The 24,937-nt window shown below is 71.6% G+C and carries 22 protein-coding genes and 1 riboswitch; of the genes, 15 read left to right on the top strand and 7 right to left on the bottom strand.

Annotated elements, in window-relative coordinates; all coding sequences use genetic code 11:
* Window positions 1-38 precede the first annotated feature (38 nt).
* Entirely contained in the window at window positions 39-1,901 is a 1,863-nt protein-coding gene (gene btuB, locus EIM48_RS07330) for a TonB-dependent vitamin B12 receptor (protein WP_125111394.1), read from the bottom strand.
* A 119-nt stretch (window positions 1,902-2,020) separates the two neighbouring features.
* A riboswitch (cobalamin riboswitch) is annotated at window positions 2,021-2,258 on the bottom strand.
* 74 nt (window positions 2,259-2,332) lie between these two features.
* Window positions 2,333-2,818, bottom strand: coding sequence for a GAF domain-containing protein (locus tag EIM48_RS07335; protein WP_019398581.1), 486 nt, complete (start codon window positions 2,816-2,818; stop codon window positions 2,333-2,335).
* A 105-nt stretch (window positions 2,819-2,923) separates the two neighbouring features.
* Here EIM48_RS07335 and bioD point away from each other — a divergent pair, with 105 nt between their 5' ends.
* On the top strand, window positions 2,924-3,607 hold the full coding sequence (bioD, locus tag EIM48_RS07340; protein ID WP_026010513.1) for a dethiobiotin synthase: 684 nt from the start codon (window positions 2,924-2,926) through the stop codon (window positions 3,605-3,607).
* A 28-nt stretch (window positions 3,608-3,635) separates the two neighbouring features.
* On the opposite strand, the gene EIM48_RS07345 is transcribed toward bioD, so the two are convergent.
* The 4 genes from EIM48_RS07345 to EIM48_RS07360 form a co-directional block, all read right to left on the bottom strand.
* Complete coding sequence (locus EIM48_RS07345) at window positions 3,636-4,652, bottom strand: zinc-binding alcohol dehydrogenase family protein (RefSeq protein ID WP_125111395.1); 1,017 nt, start codon at window positions 4,650-4,652, stop codon at window positions 3,636-3,638.
* Window positions 4,653-4,945: 293 nt separating this feature from the next.
* Window positions 4,946-5,329, bottom strand: coding sequence for a phasin family protein (locus tag EIM48_RS07350; RefSeq protein WP_019398584.1), 384 nt, complete (start codon window positions 5,327-5,329; stop codon window positions 4,946-4,948).
* Window positions 5,330-5,503: 174 nt separating this feature from the next.
* Window positions 5,504-5,857: a 6-carboxytetrahydropterin synthase QueD gene (queD, locus tag EIM48_RS07355; RefSeq protein ID WP_028915443.1), complete on the bottom strand. Its 354-nt coding sequence runs from the start codon at window positions 5,855-5,857 to the stop codon at window positions 5,504-5,506.
* Between the two features lie 121 nt (window positions 5,858-5,978).
* Window positions 5,979-7,379 (bottom strand): DEAD/DEAH box helicase, encoded by a 1,401-nt coding sequence (locus EIM48_RS07360; protein ID WP_125111396.1) that lies wholly within the window; start codon window positions 7,377-7,379, stop codon window positions 5,979-5,981.
* 360 nt (window positions 7,380-7,739) lie between these two features.
* Between EIM48_RS07360 and EIM48_RS07365 the strand changes: the two genes are divergently transcribed.
* Window positions 7,740-8,732, top strand: coding sequence for a fumarylacetoacetate hydrolase family protein (locus EIM48_RS07365; protein WP_019398587.1), 993 nt, complete (start codon window positions 7,740-7,742; stop codon window positions 8,730-8,732).
* A 37-nt stretch (window positions 8,733-8,769) separates the two neighbouring features.
* Window positions 8,770-9,432: a maleylacetoacetate isomerase gene (gene maiA, locus EIM48_RS07370; RefSeq protein WP_019398588.1), complete on the top strand. Its 663-nt coding sequence runs from the start codon at window positions 8,770-8,772 to the stop codon at window positions 9,430-9,432.
* A 58-nt stretch (window positions 9,433-9,490) separates the two neighbouring features.
* Here maiA and EIM48_RS07375 read toward each other — a convergent pair whose 3' ends face one another.
* Entirely contained in the window at window positions 9,491-10,621 is a 1,131-nt protein-coding gene (locus EIM48_RS07375) for a PilT/PilU family type 4a pilus ATPase (protein WP_125076632.1), read from the bottom strand.
* 101 nt (window positions 10,622-10,722) lie between these two features.
* Here EIM48_RS07375 and EIM48_RS07380 point away from each other — a divergent pair, with 101 nt between their 5' ends.
* From EIM48_RS07380 to EIM48_RS07435, 12 genes are all read left to right on the top strand, one after another.
* Window positions 10,723-11,124: a DUF4398 domain-containing protein gene (locus EIM48_RS07380; protein ID WP_019398590.1), complete on the top strand. Its 402-nt coding sequence runs from the start codon at window positions 10,723-10,725 to the stop codon at window positions 11,122-11,124.
* Window positions 11,121-12,014, top strand: coding sequence for an OmpA family protein (locus EIM48_RS07385; RefSeq protein WP_125111397.1), 894 nt, complete (start codon window positions 11,121-11,123; stop codon window positions 12,012-12,014). The genes EIM48_RS07380 and EIM48_RS07385 overlap by 4 nt, the downstream gene beginning before the upstream one ends.
* Before the next feature lie 391 nt (window positions 12,015-12,405).
* A complete protein-coding gene (locus EIM48_RS07390) occupies window positions 12,406-12,621 on the top strand; it encodes a YdcH family protein (protein WP_019398592.1) in 216 nt (71 codons plus the stop codon).
* A 183-nt stretch (window positions 12,622-12,804) separates the two neighbouring features.
* Window positions 12,805-14,181, top strand: a complete 1,377-nt coding sequence (locus tag EIM48_RS07395) for a pyridoxal-phosphate dependent enzyme (protein WP_125111398.1) — start codon at window positions 12,805-12,807, stop codon at window positions 14,179-14,181.
* Between the two features lie 95 nt (window positions 14,182-14,276).
* On the top strand, window positions 14,277-15,458 hold the full coding sequence (locus EIM48_RS07400) for a cystathionine gamma-synthase (RefSeq protein WP_125111399.1): 1,182 nt from the start codon (window positions 14,277-14,279) through the stop codon (window positions 15,456-15,458).
* The gene (locus EIM48_RS07405) at window positions 15,455-16,306 is read left to right on the top strand and encodes an ABC transporter permease (protein ID WP_028915440.1); all 852 of its coding nucleotides are present in this window, start codon (window positions 15,455-15,457) and stop codon (window positions 16,304-16,306) included. Before EIM48_RS07400 ends, EIM48_RS07405 begins: the two co-directional genes overlap by 4 nt.
* Window positions 16,296-17,654: an ABC transporter ATP-binding protein gene (locus EIM48_RS07410; protein WP_026010720.1), complete on the top strand. Its 1,359-nt coding sequence runs from the start codon at window positions 16,296-16,298 to the stop codon at window positions 17,652-17,654. Before EIM48_RS07405 ends, EIM48_RS07410 begins: the two co-directional genes overlap by 11 nt.
* The gene (locus tag EIM48_RS07415; RefSeq protein WP_019399585.1) at window positions 17,654-21,916 is read left to right on the top strand and encodes a glycosyltransferase; all 4,263 of its coding nucleotides are present in this window, start codon (window positions 17,654-17,656) and stop codon (window positions 21,914-21,916) included. The genes EIM48_RS07410 and EIM48_RS07415 overlap by 1 nt, the downstream gene beginning before the upstream one ends.
* On the top strand, window positions 21,913-22,941 hold the full coding sequence (locus EIM48_RS07420; RefSeq protein WP_019399584.1) for a hypothetical protein: 1,029 nt from the start codon (window positions 21,913-21,915) through the stop codon (window positions 22,939-22,941). The genes EIM48_RS07415 and EIM48_RS07420 overlap by 4 nt, the downstream gene beginning before the upstream one ends.
* Window positions 22,938-23,525 (top strand): D-sedoheptulose 7-phosphate isomerase, encoded by a 588-nt coding sequence (locus tag EIM48_RS07425; RefSeq protein ID WP_019399583.1) that lies wholly within the window; start codon window positions 22,938-22,940, stop codon window positions 23,523-23,525. The genes EIM48_RS07420 and EIM48_RS07425 overlap by 4 nt, the downstream gene beginning before the upstream one ends.
* Window positions 23,515-24,222 (top strand): nucleotidyltransferase family protein, encoded by a 708-nt coding sequence (locus tag EIM48_RS07430; RefSeq protein WP_125111400.1) that lies wholly within the window; start codon window positions 23,515-23,517, stop codon window positions 24,220-24,222. The genes EIM48_RS07425 and EIM48_RS07430 overlap by 11 nt, the downstream gene beginning before the upstream one ends.
* Complete coding sequence (locus EIM48_RS07435) at window positions 24,219-24,884, top strand: HAD family hydrolase (protein WP_199728399.1); 666 nt, start codon at window positions 24,219-24,221, stop codon at window positions 24,882-24,884. The genes EIM48_RS07430 and EIM48_RS07435 overlap by 4 nt, the downstream gene beginning before the upstream one ends.
* Window positions 24,885-24,937: the final 53 nt, after the last annotated feature.

Below are 24,937 nucleotides of genomic sequence, written 5' to 3' on the forward strand. Positions count from 1 at the left end.
CGCGGACGGACGGCGCCGCCCGCACCGCCGGCGCGCGCTCAGGGCGTGCGGTACTGCAGCGCCAGCGCGTACTCGCGGCCGGGCTGGTTGTACCAGGCCACGGTCTCGTACTGGCGGTCGAACACGTTGCTGGCCTTGGCCTGCACGGTCCAGGCCGGGGACAGGGTCCATTCCAGGCGCAGGTCGAGCAGGCCGTAGCCCCCCAGGCGGGTGGTATTGGCCACGTCGTCGTAGCGCCGGCCGGCGCCGCTGACGGTCAGGCCGGCGGCGAACGCGCCGAAGCGGCGGTCCAGGTCGATCCGACCGCTGCGGCGCGCGCGCCGCGGCAGCCAGTTGCCGTCGTTGAGGCCGTCGCTGTCGTTGCGCGGATCCAGCCAGCTCAGTTCCAGCGCCAGGTCGAAGCCGGCCAGCGCGGTGGCCGCGGTCAGCTCGGCGCCGCGGATGCGGGCGCGGTCGATGTTCACCAGGTTGAAGCCGGTGTCATAGCCGATCAGTTCGTCGATCCGGGTCTGGAACACGTCCACGCCCAGGCTCCAGCCTTCGCCCTGGCCGTGCACGCCAAGGTTCACGCTGCGCGACTCCTCCGGTTCCAGCAGCGGATTGCTGAAGCCGGGGTAGTACAGGTCGTTGAAGGTCGGTGCCTTGAAACCGGTCCCGGCGCTGGCGCTCAGCCGCCAGGTTTCACCCAGGGCCAGGCCGTAGCCGAGGCTGCCGGTGGCGTGGTTGCCGAACTGGGCGTTGTCGTCGTTGCGCGCGCTGGCCTGCAGCGAATGCGCGCCGAAGCGGCCCTGGTACTCGACGAAGGCGCCGAGGTTGTCGCGGCGGCCGCGCTCGAAGCCGGCGCTGCTGGAAACGCGGTCGTCCTGCCAGTCCAGTCCGGCGCTGAACAGCTGCCCCGCGCCGAAGCCGGCGTCCAGCTGCAGCGAGGCCAGGTCGCGGCGGGTACGGTAGCTGTTGACCAGGCGGCGCGCGCCGTCCTGGCGGTAATAGCCCTCGGCGTCGTCGCGGGTGCGGCCGGCCTGGGCCTGCAGCGAGACGCGCTCGCCCAGGCGCCAGTCCAGGCGCGCGCCGGCCACCTGCTGCAGGTTGTCGGCCTCGTTGCCGCTGTACGGGCCGCCGTCGTACTCGTTGCGGCTGTCCGAATCCAGCAGGTGCGCCTGCAGCTCCACGTCCTCGCCAAGCTTGGTCCCGGCGCGCAGGTTGAGCGAGTTGTTGCGGTGGCCGTCGCGGTCCGGCTCGTCGACATAGCAGCCGGCGCCCCAGCCGGCGGCGGTGCCGCGGCAGGCGTCGAAGCCGTCTTCCTCGCGGTGGCCGGCGCGGGCGGAGACCCAGCCGCGCTCGCCGCGCCAGGACAGGCCGGCATTGGCCTCGCGCAGGGCGTGGCTGCCCACCCCCAGGCGCAGGTCCTGGCGCAGGCCCTTGCCGGCGCCGCGGGTGAACACCTGGATCACGCCGCCGATCGCCTCCGGGCCGTACAGGCTCGAGCGCGGTCCGCGCACGATCTCGATCCGCTCCACCTGGTCCAGCGGGATGTCCTGCAGCGCCGGCATGCCGTTGCTGGCCGCGCCGATGCGCATGCCGTCCACCAGCATCAGCACGTGGTCGGACTCGGTGCCGCGCAGCATCAGCGCGCTGACCTTGCCGTGCCCGCCCTGGTTGGACAGGTTGACGCCGGCGCGGCCGCGCAGCAGGTCCTGCAGCGAGCCGGCCTGGCTGCGCTCGATGGTGGCGCGGTCGATCACCTGCACCGGAACCAGGCTCTCGTGCACGGACTGGACGGTGCGGGTGGCGGTGACCACGACCTCGTCCAGGTCGGTGGCGGCCTCCAGCGCGCAGGCGCTGGCCGGCGCCAGGGCCGCGGCCACGGCAAGGCATAGGGGACGGAACGGGAACGGCTTCATGCATCTCTCCTGCTGTCGCGCACGCCCGCGCGACCGGTGGCGTGGGGCTGCGAGGGAGAGAGGCAAACGCCAGGCGCGTGCGACCGCACGCGGCTGCCGCCCGCAATGCCCTCCGCATCGCAATCAGTCGTCTTCCGGGCCGGTCTCCGGGCTCGCGGGCGAACAGGCGCATGGCCTGCTCCATCCGGGCGCCTTCCCATGCGCGGGGCACAGTGGCGGTGTTGCCCGGACTTGTCCTGCTTACCGTTGCGGGGGCAGCGCCGGAATGTCCGCGCGGCCCTGCGGCCGCGACGGAGTCACCGGCTTCCCGTTTCAACCGCGGCCCATGCCGCGGTCACCCGAAAGTGGGCGCAGTCTATGCCTATCGGCGGGGGCGGGCAATGGAGCGGGATGGCGGGCAGGCCGTGCAGCCATGCCCGCGGACCGTGCGGTCAGCGTAGCGACTGCACGAACGCGGCGGCGATGGCTTCCAGGCCGGCCTGGTCCTCGGCGTCGAAGCGGTCGGGCTCCGGGCTGTCCAGGTCGAACACGCCGAGCAGGGTGTCGCCGCCCACCAGCGGCACCACCAGCTCCGAGCGCGAGGCCGAATCGCAGGCGATATGCCCGGGGAAGGCGTGCACGTCGGCCACGCGCTGGGTCTGGCGGGTACGCGCGGCCGCGCCGCACACGCCCTTGTCCAGCGGGATGCGCACGCAGGCCGGCAGGCCCTGGAACGGGCCCACGACAAGTTCCTTGCCGTCGTAGAAGTAGAAGCCGACCCAGTTGAGCGCGGGCAGGGCGTGGTAGACCAGCGAGGACAGGTTGGCGGCGTTGGCGACGCGGTCGCGCTCGCCGTGCAGCAGGCCGCGCACCTGGGCCAGGAGCTGTTCGTACTGTTCCGGCTTGCTGCCGGTAAGCGGGATGGCGGAGAAGGACATGCGCGCATGTTACCCGCAGCGCTGGCCGGGCATCGCCCGGATCGCGGGATGCTGCGTGGCGCGTATGATCCGCCGGCCGCATCGTGCGGCCGCCTGGAGTTGGACATGGACCTGCGCAGCCTCGACCGCCTCTACGTCACCGGCACCGATACCGGCGCCGGCAAGACCGTCGCCAGCTGCAGCCTGCTGCATGCGCTGCGCCGGACCGGGCGGCGCGCGGTGGGGATGAAGCCGGTGGCCAGCGGTTGCGCGCTGGTGGATGGCGCCTGGCGCAACGAGGATGCGCTGGCGCTGCAGGCGGCCAGCGCGCCGCGCCCGGCCTACGCCGACCTCAACCCGTTCGCGTTGCCGCAACCGCTGGCGCCGGAACTGGCCGCGCGCGCCGCGGGCATCGAGGTCGCGCTGCCACCGCTGCTGGAGGCCTTCGCCCGCCTGCGCGCGCAGGCCGACGTGGTCGTGGTCGAAGGCGTGGGCGGCTGGGCCGCGCCGTTGGCCGGCGACCTGGACCAGGCCGACCTGGTGCGTGCGCTGCGCGCGCCGGTGGTGCTGGTGGTCGGGATGCGCCTGGGCTGCCTCAACCATGCGCGGCTGACCGCGCGCGCCATCGCCGCCGACGGCCTGCGCCTGGCCGGCTGGATCGCCAGCGAGGTCGATCCGGACATGGCCTGCCGCGAGGACAACCTGGAGCTGCTGTCCGCGCGCCTGGACGCGCCCTGCCTGGGACGGCTGCCGTACGTGCCGGCGCCCGATCCGGAACGCATGGCGGCAGGATTGGCGCTGGCCGGCTGAACCCGACGGGCCAGCGCCAGGGGCAGCATCAGTCGAAGCCGGCCAGGGTGGTCTTGCCGATCGCCGTGCCGCTCTCCAGCAGCGCGTGCGCCTTGCGCAGGTTGGCGGCGTTGATCGTGCCCAGCGAGCCGGTGCGGGTGGTGGCGATGGTCCCGGCGTCCGCCAGGCGCGCCACCTCGCGCAGGATCTCCTGCTGGCGCTGCAGGTCGGCGGTGCCGAACAGCGGGCGGGTGAACATCAGCTCCCAGTGCAGCGACAGGCTCTTGCGCTTGAGCGGCATCACGTCCAGCGCGGCCGGGTCGTCGATCAGCGCGATCCGGCCCTGTGGCGCGATCAGTTCCACGACGTCGGCCAGGTAGCGGTCGGTATGGGTGGTGGAGAACACGAACGCCGGCGCGCCGAGGCCCAGCGCCGCGACCTGCGGCGCCAGCGGCTGGCGGTGGTCGAGCACGTGGTGGGCGCCCATCTTCTTCACCCACTCCACCGTTTCCGGGCGCGAGGCGGTGGCGATCACGGTCAGCCCGGTCAGTGCCCGCGCCAGCTGCACGGTGATCGAGCCGACGCCGCCGGCGCCGCCGATCACCAGCAGGGCATTGGCCGCGCCCGGCACCGGGTCGTCCACGCGCAGGCGGTCGAACAGGGTTTCCCAGGCGGTCAGCGAGGTCAGCGGCAGCGCCGCGGCGTCCTCGTCGCCCAGGGTCTGCGGCGCATGCGCGGCGATCCGCGCGTCCACCGCCTGCAGCTGGGCATTGCTGCCGGGACGGTCGATCTGGCCGGCGTAGAACACGCGGTCGCCGGGCTGGAATCCCTGCACCTGGCTGCCCACCGCGCGCACCCGGCCCACGGCATCCCAGCCCAGGATGCGGTGCTCGCCCGGCTCGGGCCGCGCCGAGAGACGCACCTTCACGTCCACCGGGTTGACCGAGATCGCCTGCACTTCGACCAGCAGGTCGTGCGCCGCGTACTCCGGATCGGGCAGTTCCAGGTCCAGCAGCGAGCGCGGGTCGGAAACAGGCAGGGGTTGTGCGGTACCGATCGCTTTCATGGCGTGCTCCACGCTGTCGGGGGAGCGCAATTTCGCGCTTCTCCCGTTGCCATGGAAGTGCCCGCCGGGCGTGCGCACGGTGATGGCGCCGGCGATCCTGGCGTCGAGTGCCTGGACGTCGCGCATGCCTCGCGCACCCCGGTTGCCGGGGCCGGCCGCCCCGGGCGCCGGCGCCGGAACCGGGACAAAAAAAGGCCCGGCAGCGGGAGGGGATGCTGCCGGGCCCGGGTTTGCGCGGGGGAGGGAACCGCGCAAAGACTTGAATCGTGGTCCGGGCCGCGGCCCGGGATGGCTCAGCGCTTGCGTGCGGCCTTGGCGACGGTCGCCTGCACCTGGCTGGTGGCGCTCTCGAACTGGCTCTTGGCCAGCTCGCCCAGCGCCTCGCCGGTCTTGAGGGTCAGGCCGATGACTTCCTGGCCGGCGGCGGCGACGCGCTCGGCGTTGTCGCGGGCCACCTGCAGGCCCTTCGGCAGCAGGGTGCGGTAAGCGTCCAGGTCGCGCGCCTCGGCGAGTTCGCCCAGGTAGCTGGTGGTCGCCTCGACGTTCTTCTCCAGGGTGCGCAGCTGCACGCCGAACAGCGACTCGGCGTTCTCGAGGGCCAGGCGGTTCACCCGCGCGGCCACGGCCGCAAACTGGTGGGTATAGGCGCTGAGCTGCTCGTTGAACTGGTAGGACATGGCTGGCTCCAGTACGGATCACCTCTATGGTGCGATGCAGCATACCCCGTCCTTTTGTGCGATGCAACATCGTCCGCAACCGTTGTTCTGCTTTGTGAAGGCGCGCACGAAAACGCCGCCGGCACGGGCCGGCGGCGCGGAAGGAGGGCAGGGGCGGCCCGGCAGGTCGCCGGGTCAGCCGCGGTAGCGGCAACCGGAGGTGCAGGTCTCGTGGACCACGACCTCGCTCAGCAGCGGCACCGAGGGCTTGAGCCGGGCCCAGATCCAGGCGGCCAGATTCTCGCTGGTCGGGTTTTCCAGGCCTGGGATCTCGTTGAGGTAGTGGTGGTCCAGCTGCTCGTACAGCGGCTTGAACGCCGCCTTGAGGTCGGCGAAGTCCATCACCCAGCCGGCCTGTGGGTCGACCGGCCCTTCCGCGTGCAGTTCCACCCGGAACGAGTGCCCGTGCAGGCGCGCGCATTTGTGGCCCTCGGGCACGTTGGGCAGGCGGTGCGCCGCCTCGAGGGTGAAGACCTTGAAGATTTCCATGGCGTGGATTGTCGTTCGTGGCCGGGCGGGCGGGCAATGCCACGGGCTGGGCCCGTTGCGGGCCTCGGGACGGGAACGGCAGCCGTGGCTGCCGTTCCATCCTGCGCGTTATCCGTGGATATCAGCGGTTGGCGTCGCGGCGCGGGCCGCCGCCATTGCGCTGCTGGTTGCGCTGCTGGGCATGGGTGGCGGCCGCCGGCGCGCGGTTGCCGCGACCATTGCCGCCGCGGTTGCCGGCGCGATTGCCGGCATGGGCGTGGGCCTGGCCTTCGCCGCCGCCATGCGGACGCCGGCCGCGGCCGCCGCCGGGCTTGCGCGGCGGGCGCTGGCCGCCCGGCTGCTCGGCCTTGCCCGGCGCGCTGTTGCCCCAGCGGATCGACACCTGCGGCTCGAACCCGGGCAGGTCGCGGATCTCCATGTCGCGGCCGAGCAGGCGCACGATCTGGCGCAGCAGCTTGGCGTCGTCCTGCGAGACCAGCGACAGCGCCTCGCCGTTGGCGCCGTTGCGGCCGGTGCGGCCGATCCGGTGCACGTAGTCCTCGGCGACCATCGGCAGGTCGTAGTTGATGACCCGCGGCAGCTGGTCGATGTCGATGCCGCGCGCGGCGATGTCGGTGGCCACCAGCACGTTGACCTTGCCGGACTTGAAGTCGCCCAGCGCGCGCAGGCGCTGGCTCTGGCTCTTGTTGCCGTGGATCGCCGCGGCGCGGATGCCGGCCTTCTCCAGGTGCGTGGCCAGCTTGTCGCTGCCGTGCTTGGTCTTGGCGAACACCAGGGTCTGCACCCGGGTGTCCTGGCCCAGCAGGTGCAGCAGCAGCTCGCGCTTGCGCGCCGCGTCGACCGGGTGCACGCGGTGGGCGATGGTCTCGGCCACGGTGTTCTGCGGGGTGACCTGGACCTCGCGCGGGTTGCGCATGAACTCCATCGCCAGCTGCTTGATCGACTCGGGGAAGGTGGCCGAGAACAGCAGGGTCTGGCGGTTCTGCTTCGGCAGCTTGGCCAGGATGCGCTTGATCGAGGGCAGGAAGCCCATGTCGAGCATGCGGTCGGCCTCGTCCAGGACCAGGATCTCGATCCCGGACAGGTCGATGCTGCGGCGTTCGATATGGTCGATCAGGCGGCCCGGGCAGGCGATTACCAGGTCCACGCCGCGGCGCAGCGCATCCAGCTGGTTGCCCATGCCCACGCCGCCGTAGACCACGGCGCTGGGGATGCGCAGGTACTTGCTGTAGCCGCGCAGGCTGTCGTGCACCTGGGTGGCCAGCTCGCGGGTGGGCGCCAGGACCAGGGCGCGCGGCTTGCGCGGCCCGCTGACCTTCTGCGGCGCGGTGCCCAGGTGCTGCAGCAGCGGCAGGCCGAAGGCGGCGGTCTTGCCGGTGCCGGTCTGGGCGCCGGCCAGCAGGTCGTGGCCGGCCAGCGCCAGCGGGATGGCCTGCTGCTGGATCGGGGTAGGGGTTTGGTAGCCCTGCTCGGCAAGCGCGCGCAGCAGGAAGGGCGCAAGGCCCAGGGATTCGAACGACATCAGGGAACACTCCATGGGTGACCCGCGGCGGCTGCCGCCGGGTGGCCGTCAAGGCCGATGACTCGGAGCGTTCCCGTGAATCCGCGCTGCGAGAAGGGATGGGCCGGAAAGGTCCGGCGCGAATGCCAGGCGGAAGGCGTCGGGGATGGAGCGGGACGCCGGAGCTGTTCCGGCGCTGCCGGTCCCTGGGGGAAACGGACGGCCGCTGGCAATCGGTGCGCGCATTCTACGGCAAGCGCGCCGGCGGCGTCCGGCGCGGCCGCGGGAAGCATTCAGGCGCGTCCCGCGGCGATGCTTTCGGGTGAAACCGTCCGTGCCGAGCCGCTACAATCCGCCATCCACAGCCAGCAGGAGCGCGCAATGAAGCTCGGAACCCTCAAGGAAGGCGGCCGCGACGGCACCCTGGTCGTGGTCTCCCGCGACCTGTCCCGCGCCGTGCGCGCCACCGGCATCGCCGCCACCCTGCAGCAGGCCCTGGACGACTGGCAGCGTGCCGCGCCGCGCCTGGTGGCGCTGGCCGAGGCGTTGGAGCAGGGCCAGGCCGCGGACGCGTTCGAGCTGGACCACGCCACCCTGGCCGCGCCGCTGCCGCGCGCCTACGAATTCGTCGACGGCAGCGCCTACCTGCCGCATGTCGAGCGGGTGCGCCGCGCCCGCGGCGCCGAGGTGCCGGAGAGCTTCTACACCGACCCGCTGATGTACCAGGCCACCAGCGCCGGCTTCCTCGGCCCGCGTGACCCGGTGCGCGTGGTCAGCGAGGACTACGGCATCGACCTGGAGGCCGAGATCGTGGTGGTCACCGACGACGTGCCGATGGCGGTGACGCCGGAGCAGGCCGCCGGCCATATCCAGCTCGTCGGCCTGGTCAACGACGTGTCCCTGCGCAACCTGATCCCGGCCGAGCTGGCCAAGGGCTTCGGCTTCCTGCAGTCCAAGCCGCGCTCGGCGCTGGGCCCGGTGTTCGTGACCCCCGACGAGCTGGGCGATGCCTGGCGCGGCAACAAGCTGCACCTGCCGCTGGTCACCCACTACAACGGCGAGTGGTTCGGCGCCCCGGAGGCGGGCGAGGACATGCAGTTCGATTTCGCCCAGCTGGTCGCGCACGCGGCCAGGACCCGGCCGCTGGCGGCCGGCACCATCGTCGGCTCCGGCACCATCGCCAACCAGGACGTGTCCCGGGGGGCCTCGTGCTTCGCCGAGCGGCGCACGGTCGAGGCCCTGCGCGACGGCAAGCCGTCCACGCCGTTCATGAAGTTCGGCGACCGCATCCGCATCGAGATGTTCGACCGCCAGGGCAACAGCATCTTCGGCGCGATCGAGCAGCGCATCGAACCGCAGCCGCCGGCGGCCTGAGGCCGGCCCACGCAGGCGCGCCGCACCGGGAGGCAGGATGTCCGCGCAACTGACGCTTTACACCTACTGGCGTTCCAGCGCCGCCTACCGCGTGCGCATCGGCCTGGCGCTCAAGGGCCTGGACTACGCCAGCGAGCCGGTGCACCTGGTCCGGGATGGCGGCCAGCAGCACGCGCCCGCGTTCGCCGCGCTCAATCCGCAGGAGCTGGTGCCTGTGCTCAGGCACGGCGATCTGGTGCTGCGGCAGTCGCTGGCCATCCTCGAGTACCTCGACGAGACCTGGCCCGAGCCGGCATTGCTGCCGGCCGACGCCGCCGGCCGCGCGCGGGTGCGCGCGCTGGCCCAGGCGATCGCCTGCGACGTGCATCCGCTCAACAACCTGCGCGTGCTGCAGTACCTGGAGCACGGGCTGGAACAGGCCCAGCCGGCGCGCGAGGCCTGGGTCCGGCACTGGATCGGGCTGGGCCTGGACGCGCTGGAACGGCTGCTGGCCGGCGATCCGGCCACCGGCCGCTTCTGCCACGGCGATGCGCCCGGCATGGCCGACTGCGTGCTGGTGCCGCAGCTGTACAACGCCCGCCGCTTTGGCCTGGACCTGGCGGCGTGGCCGGCGATCGCCCGGATCGGGGCCGCCTGCGCCGCGCTGCCGGCGTTCGCCGCGGCGGCGCCGGAGGCGCAGCCGGACGCGCCGCGTTCCTGAGCCTGCAAAGGCAAGGGGCCGCGCAGTGCGCGGCCCCCGGGTCCACCGCGGCCAGGCTTCAGACGAAGCCGTGGCTGATGCCGGCGCTGGGCTGGTTGAGGTCGGCGTAGGGATCGTGCTCGCCCTCGGCGCCCTCGGACAGGCGGAACTTCAGCGCCAGGCCGTCGCGCGAGTCGGCCGCGCGCAGCGCTTCCTCCTGGTCGATCCGGCCCTGCTTGACCAGCCGGAACAGGCACTGGTCGAAGGTCTGCATGCCTTCCTCCAGCGAGGCCTCCATCGCCGCCTTGATCTCGTGCACCTGGCCGCGGCGCAGCAGGTCGCGGATCATCGGCGTGTTCAGCAGCACCTCGGTGGCCGGCAGGCGGCGGCCGTCGACGCCGCGGACCAGGCGCAGCGAGACCACCGCGCGCAGGTTCAGCGCCAGGTTCATCAGCACGTTCTTGTGCGCGCTCTCGGGGAAGAAGTTGAGGATGCGCTCGATGGTCTGGTCGGCGTTGTTGGAGTGCAGGGTGGCCAGGCACAGGTGGCCGGTCTCGGCGAACGCGATCGCTGCCTCCATGGTCTCCGCGTCGAGGATCTCGCCGATCAGGATCACGTCCGGCGCCTCGCGCATGGCGTTCTTCAGCGCGTTGTGGAAGGCGTGGGTGTCCAGGCCCACCTCGCGCTGGTTGACGATCGACTTCTTGTGCTTGTGCAGGTACTCGATCGGGTCCTCGATGGTGAGGATGTGCCCGGTCATGTTGCTGTTGCGGTAGTCGATCATCGACGCCAGCGAGGTCGACTTGCCCGAGCCGGTGGAGCCGACGATCAGCACCAGCCCGCGCGGGGTCATGATGATGTCCTTCAGCACCTCCGGCAGGTTCAGTTCCTCGATGGACGGGATCACGCTGCGGATCGCGCGGATCACCATGCCCACCTCGCCGCGCTGCTTGAACACGTTGACGCGGAAGCGGCCGGCGTCGGCCACGGCGATGGCCATGTTCAGCTCCAGGTCGCGCTCGAACTGCGGCACCTGGCCCTCGTCCATCAGGGAATAGGCGATCTTCTTGACCATGCCCGGCGGCAGCCCGGTGTTGCCGAGCGGGTAGAGCTTCCCTTCGATCTTGATGTAGACCGGCGCCCCGGTGGTCAGGAACATGTCCGAGGCATTCTTCTCGGTCATCAGCTTCAGGAAGTAGCCGATATCCATTAAGTGACGTTCCCCAATAGCAAGGTGCCCGGGCATCCATTTGCATGGACGCCTCCGGCTTCCGACAATGGCCGCGACCCCAAGGGACGCGACTTTCCCCGATGAACGATCCTAGCTTCGCATACTTCCGCAGGACCCTGTACGCGCTGGTATGCACTTTCGGGCTGGTTGTCACGGCCCAGGCGCAGACCGCCCTGCCGGCCGTGCAGCAGGCCGAGCGCGCGGTACTGGAGGCCCAGCAGGCCGACGCCGACCATTACGCCCCGGACCTGATCGAGGCCGCCCGCCAGGGGCTGATCGAGGCCCAGGCGCTGGCCGCCTCGCGCTCGCGCAGCGACCAGCGCAACGCCGAGGCCCGCGCCCGCCGGGTGGCGGCCGATGCCGACCTGGCCCGGGCCCGCAGCGAGCTGGCCAGGGCCGAGGCGGACGTGTTGCAGCGCCGGCAGGAGGTCGATGGCCTGCGCCGGCAGCTGGGCCTGGCCCGGCTGGAGGGCGCCGAATGAGCGCGCGCCGCCTGTCCGGTCCACTGGCCGCCTGCCTGCTGCTGGCCCTGGCCGCCCCCGCGCTGGCCGCCGAGGACGCCGACGCGGCACGCCTGCGCGCGCGGCTGGAGGCGCTGCAGGCCGATCCGTCGCTGGCGCGGGGCGCCGGCCTGGAGCTGCTGCAGGCCCAGCAGGCGATTGCCGCCCTGGAGCAGGCCCGCCGCAGCGACCGCCCCGAGGCCCTGTACCTGGCCGAGCGCCGGGTCGAGATCGCCGAGACCATGGGCCGCGCCGCGGCCGCCCGCGGCGAGCTGGCGCGGCTGGAGTTGCAGCGCAGCGAACTGCTGGTGGAAGCCAGTCGGCGCGAGGTCGAGAGGGCCCGCCGCGAGGCCGAGCAGCTGCGCATCCAGGCCCAGATCCAGGCCGAGGAGGCCGAGCGCCTGCGCCTGGTCGCCGAGGCCGAGGCGCTGGCGCGCAGCGAGGCCGAGGCGGCGCTGGGCAAGGCCGCCGGCCGGCAGAGCGCGCAGGTGAGCGCGGCGCGGCGCAAGGAAGCCGAGCTGGCCCGCCAGGAGGCGGAGCTGGTGTCCGGAAAGAAGCTGCCGGCCTCGACCTTCGGCAGGCAGGGCGAGGTCTTCGTGCTGCCCGGCGCGGTCTTCGCCAGCGGCAAGTCCAGCCTCACCGCCGCCGGCAAGGACGCGGCGGAAGCGCTGGCCGCGTACCTGCAGATCGGTGCCCGGCGCTCGGTCCGCATCCGTGCCTGGGACAGCGACCCGAAGGTGGCGATGGCCCGCGCCTCGGCCCTGCGCGACGCCCTGGTGGCGGCCGGGGTGGACAAGGGCAGGATCAAGGCCGACGGCGTCAAGGATCCGGCCACCAGCAAGCGCGCGGCCGAGGTCACCGTCGCCCTCTGACTTCATTTAGGTTTGTAAAATCAATGGCTTGCAGCCGGCGTCTCGCCCTGGTGCGGGACGCCGGGTGGCGCGGTTAACACTTCCGGCGCCTTCACGCCGCGGCCCCTTGAAGGCCCCCGGGCTTGGGAGTAGGGTCGGAATCGAGCCGGCAGCACACCCCCGTGCCGCCGCTCAGATCCGGAGTACGCGCCGATGCTGCATTCCGCCGCTCCCGTCCCTGTCGAAGCCGGGCATCCGCCGCGGCGGCGGCTTGGGGAGCGGAAAATCCCGCATCTGCCATTCCGGCAATCCTGCGCCCTGGGCTCCCGGCCCGGGGCGTTTGTTTTTCCGGCGCCGGCCAGGACCGCCGGCAGTACGCCGTCAGGGACGTAACGACCCAGGAGGTGCACAGATGTTCGAAGGGCAATCGCAGGCCGAAATCGACGCGCTGATCAAGAGCAACCCCGAATTCAAGCAGCTCTACCAGCGACACCGGCTGCTGGACAAGAAGTGCATGCAGGCCGAACTCGGGGTGCTCCCCATCGACGACATGACCCTGGGGCAGATGAAGCGCGAGAAGCTTGCCGCCAAGGAGCGCCTGTTGCGCATCTACGAACGGTCGCACTGACCGCGATCTCCCGCGTTTCACCGCCGCGGGCGGTGGTGGCCTCCTCGTCGGCCACTGCCGCCCGCGCAATTCTTTCCGGGGCCGGTGCCGCCGCGATGCCCGCCGGCGCCCTTACCGGCGCCGGCGATCCGGCCGATAATCCGGGCTCCGCCGCGACGCGGCGCCCAGGAAACGGACCCGAGAATGGCCCTGCACGCTTCCGTGCTCGAACTCATCGGCCGCACCCCGATCGTCAAGGCGCGCCGCCTGGACACCGGCCCGTGCGAGCTCTACCTCAAGCTCGAGAACTTCAACCCCGGAGGCTCGATCAAGGACCGCATCGGCCTGTCGATGATCGAGGCGGCCGAGCGCCGCGGCGACCTCAAGCCAGGCGCCACCTTGGTCGAGGGCACCGCCGGCAACACCGGCCTGGGCCTGGCGCTGGTGGCCCAGCAGAAGGGTTACAAGCTGATCCTGGTGGTCCCGGACAAGATGAGCCGGGAGAAGATCTTCAACCTCAAGGCCATGGGCGCGGAGGTGGTGCTGACCCGCTCGGACGTGGGCAAGGGCCACCCGGAGTACTACCAGGACCTGGCCGCGCGGATCGCCGCCGAGACCCCGGGGGCGTACTTCATCAACCAGTTCGGCAACCCTGACAACCCGGCCGCGCACGAGTTCGGCACCGGCCCGGAGATCATCGAGCAGATGGCCGCGGCCGGTGGCTTAGACGCGATCGTGTTCGGCTGCGGCAGCTCCGGCACCATGACCGGCCTGTCGCGCTGCTTCGAGAAGCACGCCCCGCACGTGGAGATGGTGCTGGCCGACCCGGTCGGCTCGATCCTGGCCCAGTACATCAACGAGCGCGTGCTCAGCGACAAGTCCGGCAGCTGGCTGGTGGAGGGCATCGGCGAGGACTTCCTGCCCTCGATCTCCGACTTCAGCCGGGTGAAGAAGGCCTATGCCATCCCCGACGCGGAGAGCTTCCACACCGCGCGCGAACTGCTGGAGAAGGAGGGCATCCTCGGCGGCTCGTCCACCGGCACCCTGCTGGCCGCCGCTCTGCGCTACTGCCGCGAACAGACGACGCCGAAGAAGGTCGTGGTGCTGGTGCCGGACACCGGCAACAAGTACCTGTCGAAGATGTACAACGACTACTGGATGCTGGACAACGGCTTCCTGGAGCGCCCGCACCACGGCGACCTGCGCGACCTGATCATGCGCCCGTACGCGCAGCGCGACACCGTGGTGGTCGCCCCGACCGACCTGCTGACCACCGCCTACCAGCGGATGAAGCTGTACGACGTGTCGCAGCTGCCGGTGATGGAAGGCGACCGCCTGGCCGGCATCATCGACGAGAGCGACGTGCTGCTGCACGTGTACGGCGACGAGGCGCGCTTCCGCGACCCGGTCTCGGTGGCCATGGTCACCAAGCTGGAGAAGCTGGACGTGAAGTCGCCGATCGAGGCCCTGCTGCCGGTGTTCGACCGCGGCCAGGTGGCGATCGTCATCGACGGCGACCGCTTCCTGGGCTTGATCACCCGCATCGACCTGCTCAACTACCTGCGCCGGCGGGCGCAGTGAGGGCCGGGCGCCGGTTCCTGGCCGGGACGGGACCGGCGCCAAGGTTTGGTTAAGGGGCGGTTGCTAGAATCCGCGGCTACCTCGAGAGAGCCGCCATGCCCGACCACACCGCCCGCGACGGCCTGTCCCCGGACGTTCACGCGTTCGCCACCCTGGCCATCCACGGCGGCCAGGCGCCCGATCCGTCCACCGGGGCGGTGATGCCGCCAATCTACGCCACCTCGACCTACGCGCAGTCCGCGCCGGGCGAGCACCAGGGCTTCGAGTACTCGCGCACCCACAACCCCACCCGGTTCGCCTGGGAGCGCTGCGTGGCCGCGCTGGAGGGTGGCAGCCGCGGCTTCGCCTTCGCCTCCGGCATGGCCGCCAGCTCCACCGTGCTGGAACTGCTGGACAGCGGCGACCACGTGGTCGCCATGGACGACCTCTACGGCGGCAGCTACCGCCTGTTCGAGCGCGTGCGCCGGCGCAGCGCGGCGCTGGACTTCAGCTTCGTCGACCTGGCCGACCTGGACGCGTTCGCCGCGGCGATCACCCCGCGCACGCGCATGGTCTGGATCGAGACCCCGACCAACCCGATGCTCAAGCTGGTGGACATCGCCGCGGTGGCGGAGATCGCCCATCGCCACGGCCTGCTGGTGGTGGTCGACAACACCTTCGCCTCGCCGGCGCTGCAGCGTCCGCTGCAGCTGGGTGCGGACCTGGTCCTGCACTCGGCCACCAAGTACCTCAACGGCCATTCGGACATGGTCGGCGGCGTGGTGGTTGCCGCCAGCGACGAGCTGGGCGAGCGCATGGCCTTCCTGCAGAACTCGGTCGGCGCGGTGCAGGGGCCGTTCGACAGCTTCCTGGCCCTGCGCGGCGCCAAGACCCTGCCGCTGCGCATGCGCGCGCACTGCGAAAACGCCCTGGCGCTGGCTCAGTGGCTGCAGTCGCACCCGAAGGTGGAAAAGGTCATTTACCCGGGCCTGGAATCGCACCCGCAGCACGCCCTGGCGGCGCGGCAGATGTCCGGCTTTGGCGGCATCGTCTCGGTGGTGCTCAAGGGCGGCTTCGAGGCCGCCAGCCGCTTCTGCTCGCGTACCCGGCTGTTCACCCTGGCCGAATCGCTGGGCGGGGTGGAAAGCCTGCTCAACCACCCGGCGGTGATGACCCACGCCTCGGTCCCGCCGGAGCGCCGCGCGCGCCTGGGCATCAGCGATTCGCTGGTGCGCCTGAGCGTGGGCATCGAGGACGTCGGCGACCTGCGGCGCGACCTGGAGGAGGCGCTCCGATGAGCCCCTGGCATGCCGTCGGGGCCCGGCTCCCGACGGCGCGTCTCCTCAACCCGCTCGCGCCCTACCTCGGTTTCGCCGCCCACGGCCGGCTGATCCTGGACCTGGTGCGGCGCGACGTGGCCGGGCGCTACCGCGGCGCCATGGGCGGCAAGTTGTGGGCCTTCCTCACCCCGCTGCTGATGCTGGCGGTCTACTCGTTCGTTTTTGGCTACATCTTCCAGGCGCGCTGGACCGCGGCGCAGACCGGGAACGTCGCCTTCCCGATCGTGCTGTTCGTTGGCCTGATCTTCGCCAACTTCTTCACCGAGTGCCTCAACCGCGCGCCGGCCTTGGTGGTGTCCAACCCCAACTACGTCAAGAAGGTGGTGTTCCCGCTGGACGTGCTGGCCTGGGTGGCGGTTGGCACCTCGCTGTTCCACGCCTGCGTCGGCGTGGCGGTGCTGCTGCTGGCGATGGTGGCCACCGGCACCCACCTGCCGGCCACCGCGCTGCTGCTGCCGCTGGTGTTCGTGCTGTTCGTGCCGATGGTGGCCGGCCTGACCTGGTTCCTCGCGGCCATGGGCGTTTACTTCCGCGACCTGCTGCAGTTCGTCACCGTGCTGTCCACCGCGCTGGTGTTCCTGGCGCCGATCTTCTACCCGCGCACCATGCTCCCGGAGGAATACCGCTGGGTGCTGCTGCTCAATCCGCTGAGCTACATCGTGGAAACGGCGCACAACCTGCTGCTGTGGGGGCGGCTGCCCGACTGGAGGCTGGCGCTGGCCTACCTGGTCGTGGCGCTGGCCACGGCGTGGCTGGGCTGGCTGGCGTTCCAGCTCACCAGGAAGGGTTTCGCCGATGTCATCTGACGCGAACCTTTCCATCCGGGCCGATGGCGTGTCCAAGTGCTACGCCATCTACGACCGTCCGGCCGACCGCCTGCGGCAGATGCTGGCCTCGGGCATGGCGCGCCTGACCCGCGGCAGCCCGCGTCGCTACTACAGCGAGTTCTGGGCGCTGCGCGACGTCTCGCTGCAGGTGCGCAAGGGCGAGTGCGTGGCCCTGATCGGGCGCAACGGCTCCGGCAAGTCCACCCTCCTGCAGATCATCACCGGCACCCTGGCCCCGACCTCGGGGCGGATCGCGGTGGACGGGCGGGTGGCCGCGCTGCTGGAGCTGGGCTCGGGCTTCAACCCGGAGTTCACCGGCCTGGAGAACGTCTACCTCAACGCCTCGCTGCTGGGCATGCGCCGCGAGGAGGTCGACGCCAAGCTCGACGACATCCTCGCCTTCGCCGACATCGGCGAGTTCGTGCGCCAGCCGGTGAAGACCTACTCCAGCGGCATGGTCGTGCGCCTGGCCTTCGCGGTGCAGGCGCAGATCGACCCGGACGTGCTGATCGTGGACGAGGCGCTGGCCGTGGGCGACGCCCGCTTCCAGGCCAAGTGCTTCGCGCGCCTGAAGGCGCTGCGCGAGCGCGGCACCTCGATCCTGCTGGTGACCCATTCCACCGAGCAGGTGGTCACCCATTGCGACCGCGCGGTGCTGCTCGACCGCGGCCACAAGCTGGACGAAGGCGAGCCGCGGCCGATCGTCAACCGCTACCTGGACCTGCTCTACGGGCGCAAGCCCGCCGCTGCCGCCGGCGGCGCGGCGGAGGCCGCCCCGGCGGCCGGCACCGGACGCGAGGCGGGCCTGCCGGAGCAGCTGCAGGCGCTGGACCCGGAATTCGCCACCCGCGCCGATCCGCTGTTCGCCACCCGCCCGCTGTACAACCCGTACGAGCACCGTTGGGGCGACCGCCGCGCCGAGATCACCGACTTCGCCGTGTTCGCCGCCGGCGAGACCTACCCGCAGCAGGTGCGCGCCCGCACCCGGGTCGACTGCTACGTGCGCTACCGCCTGCACGCGCCGGTGGTGCGGCCGATCTTCGGCATCACCCTCAAGACCAAGGAGGGGCTGACGGTGTACGGCACCAACAGCGAGATGGCCGGGATGGGCGACGCGCTGGCGGCCGGCGACGGCGTGGTCGCGTGCAGCTTCGAACTCAACTGCGCGCCGGGCGACTACTTCCTTTCCTTCGGCATCGCCAGCCGCGACGGCAATGGCGAGGTGGTGCCGCACGACCGCCGCTATGACTCGGTCCACCTGTGCGTCGAGTCGTCCGACGCGTTCCTGGGTATCACCGATCTGAAGGCCGAACTCCAGGTCCTATGATGAATCACGAGAATCCGGTCCCTCCGTCCTACGCGCGCGACGAGGCGAGCGGGCTGTGGATGCGCGAGGGAACGCCCGTCTCCTGGGGTTACAGCGACGGAGACCAGGTGGAGCAGGCGCTTTTGCAGGCAGTGGAAGCCTGCACGGACCGCTCGGCGCTGTCGCCCGAGCTGGCCCGCAGGATCCACGACTGGCCGACGATGTACTACTTCAGCCCGCGCCGCGCCAACCTGCTGCGCCCGTTCGCCGGCCTGCTGCGCGGACGGGTGCTGGAGATCGGCGCCGGCTGCGGCGCGGTCACCCGCTACCTGGGCGAGACCGCGGCCGAGGTCGTGGCGCTGGAGCCCTCGGCGCAGCGCGCACGGGTGGCCGCGGCGCGCTGCCGCGGGCTGGCGTCGGTGAAGGTGGTGGTGGACGAGCTGGAATCGTTCGCCCGGACCGGCGAGACCTTCGACGCGATCACCCTCATTGGCGTGCTCGAGTACGCCCACCGCTTCTGCGAGCGCCCGGACGCGGCGCTGCACTGGCTGCGGCTGGCCAGGGGCATGCTGCGCCCGGGCGGCGCGCTGCTGCTGGCCATCGAGAACAAGCTGGGCCTGAAGTACTTCGCCGGTGCGCCCGAGGACCACCTGGGCCGGCCCATGCTCGGCATCGGCGACCTGTACGAGGCCCGTGGCCCGCGCACCTGGGGCCGCGCCGAACTGGAGGCGATGCTGCACCAGGCCGGTTTCGCGCGCACCGGCTTCGCCGTGCCGCTGCCGGACTACAAGCTGCCCAGCTCGGTGTTGCTGTCCGAGGGCGACGACGCCATGCCCGGGTTCGACGGCGGCGCGGCACTGGCCGAGGCATCGGTCGCGCGCGACGCCAGCCTGGAGGGCCTGCCCCTGTTCCCGCTCGACCGCACCTGGCGGGTGCTGGCCGAGAACGGTCTGCTGGTGGACATGGCCAATTCGTTCCTCGTGGTGGCCCGGGTCGACGCCCAGGGGCATGTGTACGGCGACGACAACGCCGACCGATCCGCGTACCACTATTCGGTCGACCGCCGCCCGGCCTACTGCAAGGAGGCGGCCTTCGTCCGCGCAGCGGAAGGCCCGATGGTGGTGCGCCGCGCGCTGGCCCCGGACGCCGGTGAGGACGGCGCGCCGTTGCGCTTCCACCCGGCCAGCGAGCCGTACGTGGCCGGCGAAGCGTGGAGCTCTTCGCTCTACCGGCGGCTGCGGCGCGACGGTTGGCGCGCGGCGGACTGCGGCGACTGGTTGCAAGGCTGGATGGAGCAGGTATGCGCATCCGCCGGCGTGGCCGGCAGCAGCGCCGCGCACTGGAATGCCGACCTGGTGCTGCCCGGCAGCAGCATCGACCTGCTCCCGCACAACCTGATCCTGGCCGGCGACGGCACGGCGCGCTTCATCGACCATGAATGGGCGCGCGAGGGTGGGGTGCCGCTCGGCTACCTCGTGTTCCGTGGCCTGTTCGAGACCCTGTCCGCCTGCCCGCCGGTGGCGCGGCCGCACGACGAGGGCGAGCTTTCGTTCCTGGCCTTCATCACCCGGTTGATGGCCACCGCCGGCGCGGGCTTCGAACTTTCCGCGCAGCGGCTGCAGGCCTACCTGGAGCTGGAGTCCGGCTTCCAGCGCGCCGTGGCCGGCCGCGAGGGCACCACGCGCGCGGAACTGGAGGCGGCGCGGTTGCACCGCGCGCCGTTCGCGACGGTGGAGGGCGCCGCCGGCGCCGCGGTCGAACGCGCCCTTGCCCAGGGCGCCGACCTGGAACGCCTGCGCCGCGTCTATGCCCAGCTGGAAGCCGACCACGAGAAGGTCGCAGCCTGGGCGCACTCGCTGGACAAAGCGCTGGCCGACAGGGAGCGCGAGCTCCAGGGTAGCGGGGAACTGCGGCACCACGCGGAAGAGCTGGAGGCCGGCAACCGCGAGCTGCAAGCGCGGACCACCAAGCTGCAGGCGCGGCTGGACGAGGCGCAGGCGCGTGCCGCCGAGCTGCAGGCGCGTGCCGCCGAACTGCAGGCGCGCAGCTGCGATGCCGAACAGCACCTGCAGCGCGTGCGCGAGCTGGAGCAGCAGCTGGCGGTGATCACCCGCTCGCGCTCCTGGCGCATCACCAGGCCGCTGCGCCTGGCCGGGCGCTTGCTGCATGGCGACTGGGACTCCGTGGCTGCCTCCCTGCGCGGCCGCGGCCTGGCTTCGCATCCGCTGCTGGCGCCGCTGGCCGCTCCCGCCCGCCGCTGGCTGCAGGCCAGGCTCGAGCGCCAGCGCGCCTCCGCCTTCGTGGTTCCCGCCGTCAAGGACGTGGAGCGCCTGCTCGACGGCCTGGTGGTGCCGCAGTTCGAGGCGCCCAGGGTCTCGGTGGTGATCCCGGCCTACGGCAACCTGGGCTACACCGCCGCGGCGGTGCGCTCGATCGTCGAGTCGGCGCCGCGCGTGCCCTACGAGATCATCGTCGCCGAGGACGCCTCCGGCGACACCGAGATCGGACGCCTGGCCGGGGTGCCGGGGCTGCGCTACCACGAGCATCCGCAGAACCTCGGTTTCATCCGCTCGTGCAACGCCGCGGCGGAGCTGGCCCGCGGCGAGTATGTGTGCTTCCTCAACAACGACACCCAGGTGATGCCGGGCTGGCTGGACGGCCTGCTGGACGTGTTCGCCGACCATCCGGACGCCGGCATGGCCGGCTCGCGCCTGGTGTACCCCGATGGCCGCCTGCAGGAGGCCGGTGGCATCGTCTGGCGCGACGGCTCGGCCTGGAACTACGGCCGCCTGCGCGACCCGGGCGAGCACGAGTTCAACTACGTGCGCCCGGCCGACTACTGCTCCGGCGCGAGCATCCTGTTGCCGCTGGCCCTGTTCCGCGAGCTGGGCGGGTTCGACGAGCACTATTGCCCGGCGTACTGCGAGGACTCGGACCTGGCGTTCAAGGTGCGGCAGTCCGGGCGCGAGGTCTACTACACCCCGTTCTCCACCGTGGTGCACTTCGAGGGCATCTCCCACGGCACCGACACCTCCGGTGGCGTGAAGGCCTACCAGGTCGCCAACCAGGAGAAGCTGCGCCGGCGCTGGGAGGCGGAACTGGCGGCGCACTACCCCAACGGCGAGCAGGTGATGCGGGCGCGCGACCGCGCCTGGGGCCGCAAGGTCGTGCTGATCGTCGACCACTACGTGCCGCAGCCGGACCGCGACGCCGGCTCGCGCACGATGGTGGCCTTCATCGATTCCCTGCTGGCCGCCGGCTGGGTGGTCAAGTTCTGGCCGGACAACCTGCACCAGGATCCGGTGTATACGCCGCCGCTGCAGCGGCGCGGGGTGGAGGTGATCTACGGCAGCCGGCGCATGGGCGGCTTCGCCGACTACCTGCGCGAGTGCGGGGCCGGGCTGGACGCGGTGCTGCTGTCGCGGCCGCACATCTCGCTGCCCTACCTGCAGGCGCTGCGCAAGCAGGCGCCGGGGGTGCCGGTGGCCTATTACGGGCACGACCTGCATTTCCGCCGCCTGGCGCGCGAGGCGGACGTGGCCGGGCGTGATGACCTGCGCCACGAGGCGCGCCGCATCGAGGCGCTGGAACGGCAACTGTGGCAGGGGGCGGACATCGTCCTCTACCCGTCGCAGGAGGAGGCCGACGAGGTCGCGGCGCTGGCGCCCGGAACCCCGGTCCGCGCCATCTCGCCGTATGCCTTCGACCACTTCGTCGACGACGCCGAGCCGGACGGGCGTTCGGGGCTGGTGTTCGTCGCCGGCTTCGCGCATTCGCCCAACGTCGACGCCGCGCTGTGGCTGGTCCAGGAAGTGATGCCGCGGCTGTGGCGCGAACATCCGCAGCTGACGCTGTCGCTGGTCGGCTCCAATCCCACCGACGTGGTCAAGGGCCTGGCCGGGCGCCAGGTCGAGGTCACCGGCTACGTGAGCGACGCCGAACTTTGCCGCCGCTACCGCCAGGCGCGGGTGGCGGTGGTGCCGCTGCGCTACGGCGCCGGGGTGAAGGGCAAGGTGGTGGAGGCGCTGCAGAACGGATTGCCGCTGGCGACGACCTCCGTGGGTGCCCAGGGCCTGCCGGGCCTGGAACAGGTGGCCGCCGTGGCCGACGACGCCGTGGAACTGGCCGAGGCCATCGCCCGCCTGCTGGCCGACGACGGCCTGTGGCGCCGGCGCTCGCGCGAGGGCGCGCGCCTGGCCCGTTCGCTGTTCTCGCGCCAGGCGCTGACCGCGCAGCTGCTGGACGCGCTTTCGACCAATCGCGACAAGGAAAACCGGGCATGATCATCCGTTCCCGCGCGCCGCTGCGCCTGGGCCTGGCCGGCGGTGGCACCGACGTCTCGCCGTACAGCGAGCAGCACGGTGGTTTCGTCATGAACGTCACCATCGACAAGTTCGCGTACGCCACCCTCGACCGTTCCCCGACCGGCAAGCTCGAACTGCATGCGCTCGACGCCGGTTCGGTGCAGGTGCTCGACCCGGAGGAGGTGGACCGCTCGCCGGGCCCGCAGCAGCTGATGCGCGGCGTGTACCTGCACGTGGCCGACCGCCTGCTCGGCGGGCGCCGCCCGGCGCTGCGCATCCGCGCGCATTCGGACGCCCCGCCCGGATCCGGCCTGGGCTCGTCCTCGACCATGGTCGTGGCCCTGGTCACCGCGTTCAACGAGTATTTCAGCCTGGCCCTGGGCGAGTACGAGATCGCGCAGATCGCCTATGACATCGAGCGCAAGGACCTGGCCCTGGCCGGCGGCAAGCAGGACCAGTACGCGGCGGCGTTCGGCGGCTTCAACTTCATGGAGTTCTACGCCGGCGACCGGGTCATCGTGAACCCGCTGCGGATCAAGGAATGGATCTGGAACGAGCTGGAGGCCAGCCTGGTGCTGTACTTCACCGGCGTGTCGCGGGCCTCGGCCAAGATCATCGACGAGCAGTCGCGCAACATCCGCGAGGGCCGCACCGATTCGCTGGAGGCGATGCACCGGCTCAAGCAGGAGGCGGTGCAGATGAAGGAGGCGCTGCTGCGCGGCGACCTGGCGCGCTTCGCCCAGGTCATGCAGTCCGGCTGGGAAGCCAAGAAGCAGAGCGCATCCAGCATCACCAACCCGATGATCGACGAACTGGAGGCGCTGGCCTTCGCCAACGGCGCCCTCGCCACCAAGGTCTCCGGCGCCGGCGGCGGCGGCTTCATGATGTTCGTGTGCGACCCGGCCGAACGCGTGCGCCTGGTGCGCGCGCTGTCCGGCGCCGGCGGCACCGTCTACGACACCCACTTCACTCCGCACGGAGCGTCCTCATGGAAAATCGGTTGAATACCTTCGTCCAGGCGGAGTTCGACAAGACCCTGGCCAACTTCAACGCGATGGCCGCCGACGCGCGGCTGCGCGAGCAGATCGCGCAGGCGGTGCGGCTGTGCGTCGACGCCCTGCGCGCAGGCAGGAAGCTGCTGTTCGCCGGCAACGGCGGCAGCGCCGCCGACGCCCAGCACTGGGCCGGCGAACTGGTCAGCCGCTTCTACTACGACCGCCCGGGCCTGCCGGCGATCGCGCTGACCACCGACACCTCGATCCTCACCGCGATCGGCAACGACTACGGCTACGACTACACCTTCGCCCGCCAGGTCGAGGCGCTGGGCCAGGAGGGCGACGTGTTCATCGCCATCTCCACCTCCGGGCGCTCGAAGAACATCCTGCGCGCGCTCGACGCGGCCGAGGCCAAGGGCGTGAAGGTGATCGGCTTCACTGGCGCGGGCGGCGGCGACATGGCCGGCCGTTGCGACGTCTGCTTCCAGGTCCCATCGAACGAGACCCCGCGCATCCAGGAAGGCCACGAGTTCATCGGCCACCTGCTGTGCGCCCTGATCGAGTCGGAGATCTTCCCCAAAGATGGCCGCTGAGGAAGCGATCGTCCTGGTCGGCGGCCTCGGCACGCGCCTGCGTGCGGTGGTCAGCGACGTGCCCAAGCCGCTGGCCCCGGTGGCCGGCCGCCCGTTCCTGGCCTGGCTGCTGGACGCCTATGCGGCGGCCGGGGTGCGCCGGGTGATCCTCGCCACGGGCTATCGCGCCGCGCAGGTCGAGGACGCGGTCGGGCGCCGCTGGCAGGGCATGGAGATCGCCTATTCGGTGGAGGACGCGCCGTTGGGCACCGGCGGCGCCATCCGCCAGGCCCTGGCATACGTGCGGGGCGACGGCGTCCACTTGGCCAACGGCGACACTTTCCTCCGCTACGACCCGCGGGCGCTGGAGGACGCCACCCGCGCGCGTGGTTGCGTGCTGGGGATCGCCCTGGCGGCGGTGGACGACGTCGGCCGCTACGGCGCGGTGGAGGTCGCCGACGGGCGCGTGGTGGGCTTCCGCGAGAAGGGCGGCAGCGGCGCCGGGCTGATCAACGCCGGCAGCTACTTCCTGGCCGCCGAGGGATTCGCGCGCCTGCCGGACGCCGCCGGCGCCTGGTCGTTCGAGGAGCTGGTGCTGCGGCCATGGAGCGAGTCCGGCCAGGTGGCCGCGTTCGAGCGCACCGCGGATTTCATCGACATCGGCGTACCGGAGGACTACGCCCGCGCTCAGCACCTGTTCCGGGAAGGCGCGGCGTGAGCGGGGTCCGCGAGCCCGTGGTGACGGTGCCGCCGGAAGCGGCGGGGCTGGTCGGTGGCGGGCCGCACCGGGCGCTGTTCCTGGACCGCGACGGCGTGGTCAACGTCGACCACGGCTACGTGCATACCCCCGGGCGCACCGAGTGGGTCCCCGGGATCTTCGAGCTGGCGCGCGCCGCGCGCGCGGCCGGCTACGTGCTCGTGGTGGCCACCAACCAGGCCGGCATCGCCCGCGGCTACTACGACGAGGCGCAGTTCCGCGCCTACATGCGCTGGGTGCACGCGCGCTTCGCCGAGGAGGGCGCGCCGCTGCTGGCGACCTATTACTGCCCGCACCACCCGGAGGCGGGGCAGGGCGCGTACAAGGTGGCCTGCGCCTGCCGCAAGCCGGAGCCGGGGATGCTGCTGGAGGCCATTGGCCGGCACGGGCTGGATCCGGCCGGGTCGGTGATGGTCGGCGACACGCCCAAGGACATGGAGGCGGCCGCGGCTGCGGGGGTCGTCCGCCGGTTCCTGCTGTGCGGCCCCGGGGCGGAGCCGGGCGAGCGTGCGGCGGGGATCGCGGTCGCCAGCCTGGACGAGGTTGCCAGGACGCTGGTGGCCGGCGCCGGGGAGGCCGCTCCGGCGGCCGGCCGTCACGGTTCGCGCGCGCCGCTGGCGTGAAAGCTTGAAGTGCATGGGCAATGCCCGGATCATCGGCGCCCGATGCGGCCGGT

Origin of the sequence: Pseudoxanthomonas sp. SGNA-20, from assembly GCF_003931635.1 — a bacterium.
GTDB lineage: Bacteria > Pseudomonadota > Gammaproteobacteria > Xanthomonadales > Xanthomonadaceae > Pseudoxanthomonas.

Excerpts from the sequence above, each read along its gene's own strand:
- EIM48_RS07375 (WP_125076632.1), bottom strand. The coding sequence starts at position 10,621 with ATGGATATCGGCTACTTCCTGAAGCTGATGACCGAGAAGAATGCCTCG.
- EIM48_RS07385 (WP_125111397.1), top strand. The coding sequence starts at position 11,121 with ATGAGCGCGCGCCGCCTGTCCGGTCCACTGGCCGCCTGCCTGCTGCTG.
- EIM48_RS07390 (WP_019398592.1), top strand. The coding sequence starts at position 12,406 with ATGTTCGAAGGGCAATCGCAGGCCGAAATCGACGCGCTGATCAAGAGC.
- EIM48_RS07365 (WP_019398587.1), top strand. The coding sequence starts at position 7,740 with ATGAAGCTCGGAACCCTCAAGGAAGGCGGCCGCGACGGCACCCTGGTC.
- EIM48_RS07380 (WP_019398590.1), top strand. The coding sequence starts at position 10,723 with ATGAACGATCCTAGCTTCGCATACTTCCGCAGGACCCTGTACGCGCTG.
- EIM48_RS07405 (WP_028915440.1), top strand. The coding sequence starts at position 15,455 with ATGAGCCCCTGGCATGCCGTCGGGGCCCGGCTCCCGACGGCGCGTCTC.
- EIM48_RS07360 (WP_125111396.1), bottom strand. The coding sequence starts at position 7,379 with ATGTCGTTCGAATCCCTGGGCCTTGCGCCCTTCCTGCTGCGCGCGCTT.
- EIM48_RS07335 (WP_019398581.1), bottom strand. The coding sequence starts at position 2,818 with ATGTCCTTCTCCGCCATCCCGCTTACCGGCAGCAAGCCGGAACAGTAC.
- EIM48_RS07430 (WP_125111400.1), top strand. The coding sequence starts at position 23,515 with ATGGCCGCTGAGGAAGCGATCGTCCTGGTCGGCGGCCTCGGCACGCGC.
- EIM48_RS07350 (WP_019398584.1), bottom strand. The coding sequence starts at position 5,329 with ATGTCCTACCAGTTCAACGAGCAGCTCAGCGCCTATACCCACCAGTTT.
- EIM48_RS07395 (WP_125111398.1), top strand. The coding sequence starts at position 12,805 with ATGGCCCTGCACGCTTCCGTGCTCGAACTCATCGGCCGCACCCCGATC.
- queD (WP_028915443.1), bottom strand. The coding sequence starts at position 5,857 with ATGGAAATCTTCAAGGTCTTCACCCTCGAGGCGGCGCACCGCCTGCCC.
- EIM48_RS07345 (WP_125111395.1), bottom strand. The coding sequence starts at position 4,652 with ATGAAAGCGATCGGTACCGCACAACCCCTGCCTGTTTCCGACCCGCGC.
- bioD (WP_026010513.1), top strand. The coding sequence starts at position 2,924 with ATGGACCTGCGCAGCCTCGACCGCCTCTACGTCACCGGCACCGATACC.
- btuB (WP_125111394.1), bottom strand. The coding sequence starts at position 1,901 with ATGAAGCCGTTCCCGTTCCGTCCCCTATGCCTTGCCGTGGCCGCGGCC.
- EIM48_RS07410 (WP_026010720.1), top strand. The coding sequence starts at position 16,296 with ATGTCATCTGACGCGAACCTTTCCATCCGGGCCGATGGCGTGTCCAAG.
- EIM48_RS07400 (WP_125111399.1), top strand. The coding sequence starts at position 14,277 with ATGCCCGACCACACCGCCCGCGACGGCCTGTCCCCGGACGTTCACGCG.
- EIM48_RS07420 (WP_019399584.1), top strand. The coding sequence starts at position 21,913 with ATGATCATCCGTTCCCGCGCGCCGCTGCGCCTGGGCCTGGCCGGCGGT.
- maiA (WP_019398588.1), top strand. The coding sequence starts at position 8,770 with ATGTCCGCGCAACTGACGCTTTACACCTACTGGCGTTCCAGCGCCGCC.
- EIM48_RS07415 (WP_019399585.1), top strand. The coding sequence starts at position 17,654 with ATGAATCACGAGAATCCGGTCCCTCCGTCCTACGCGCGCGACGAGGCG.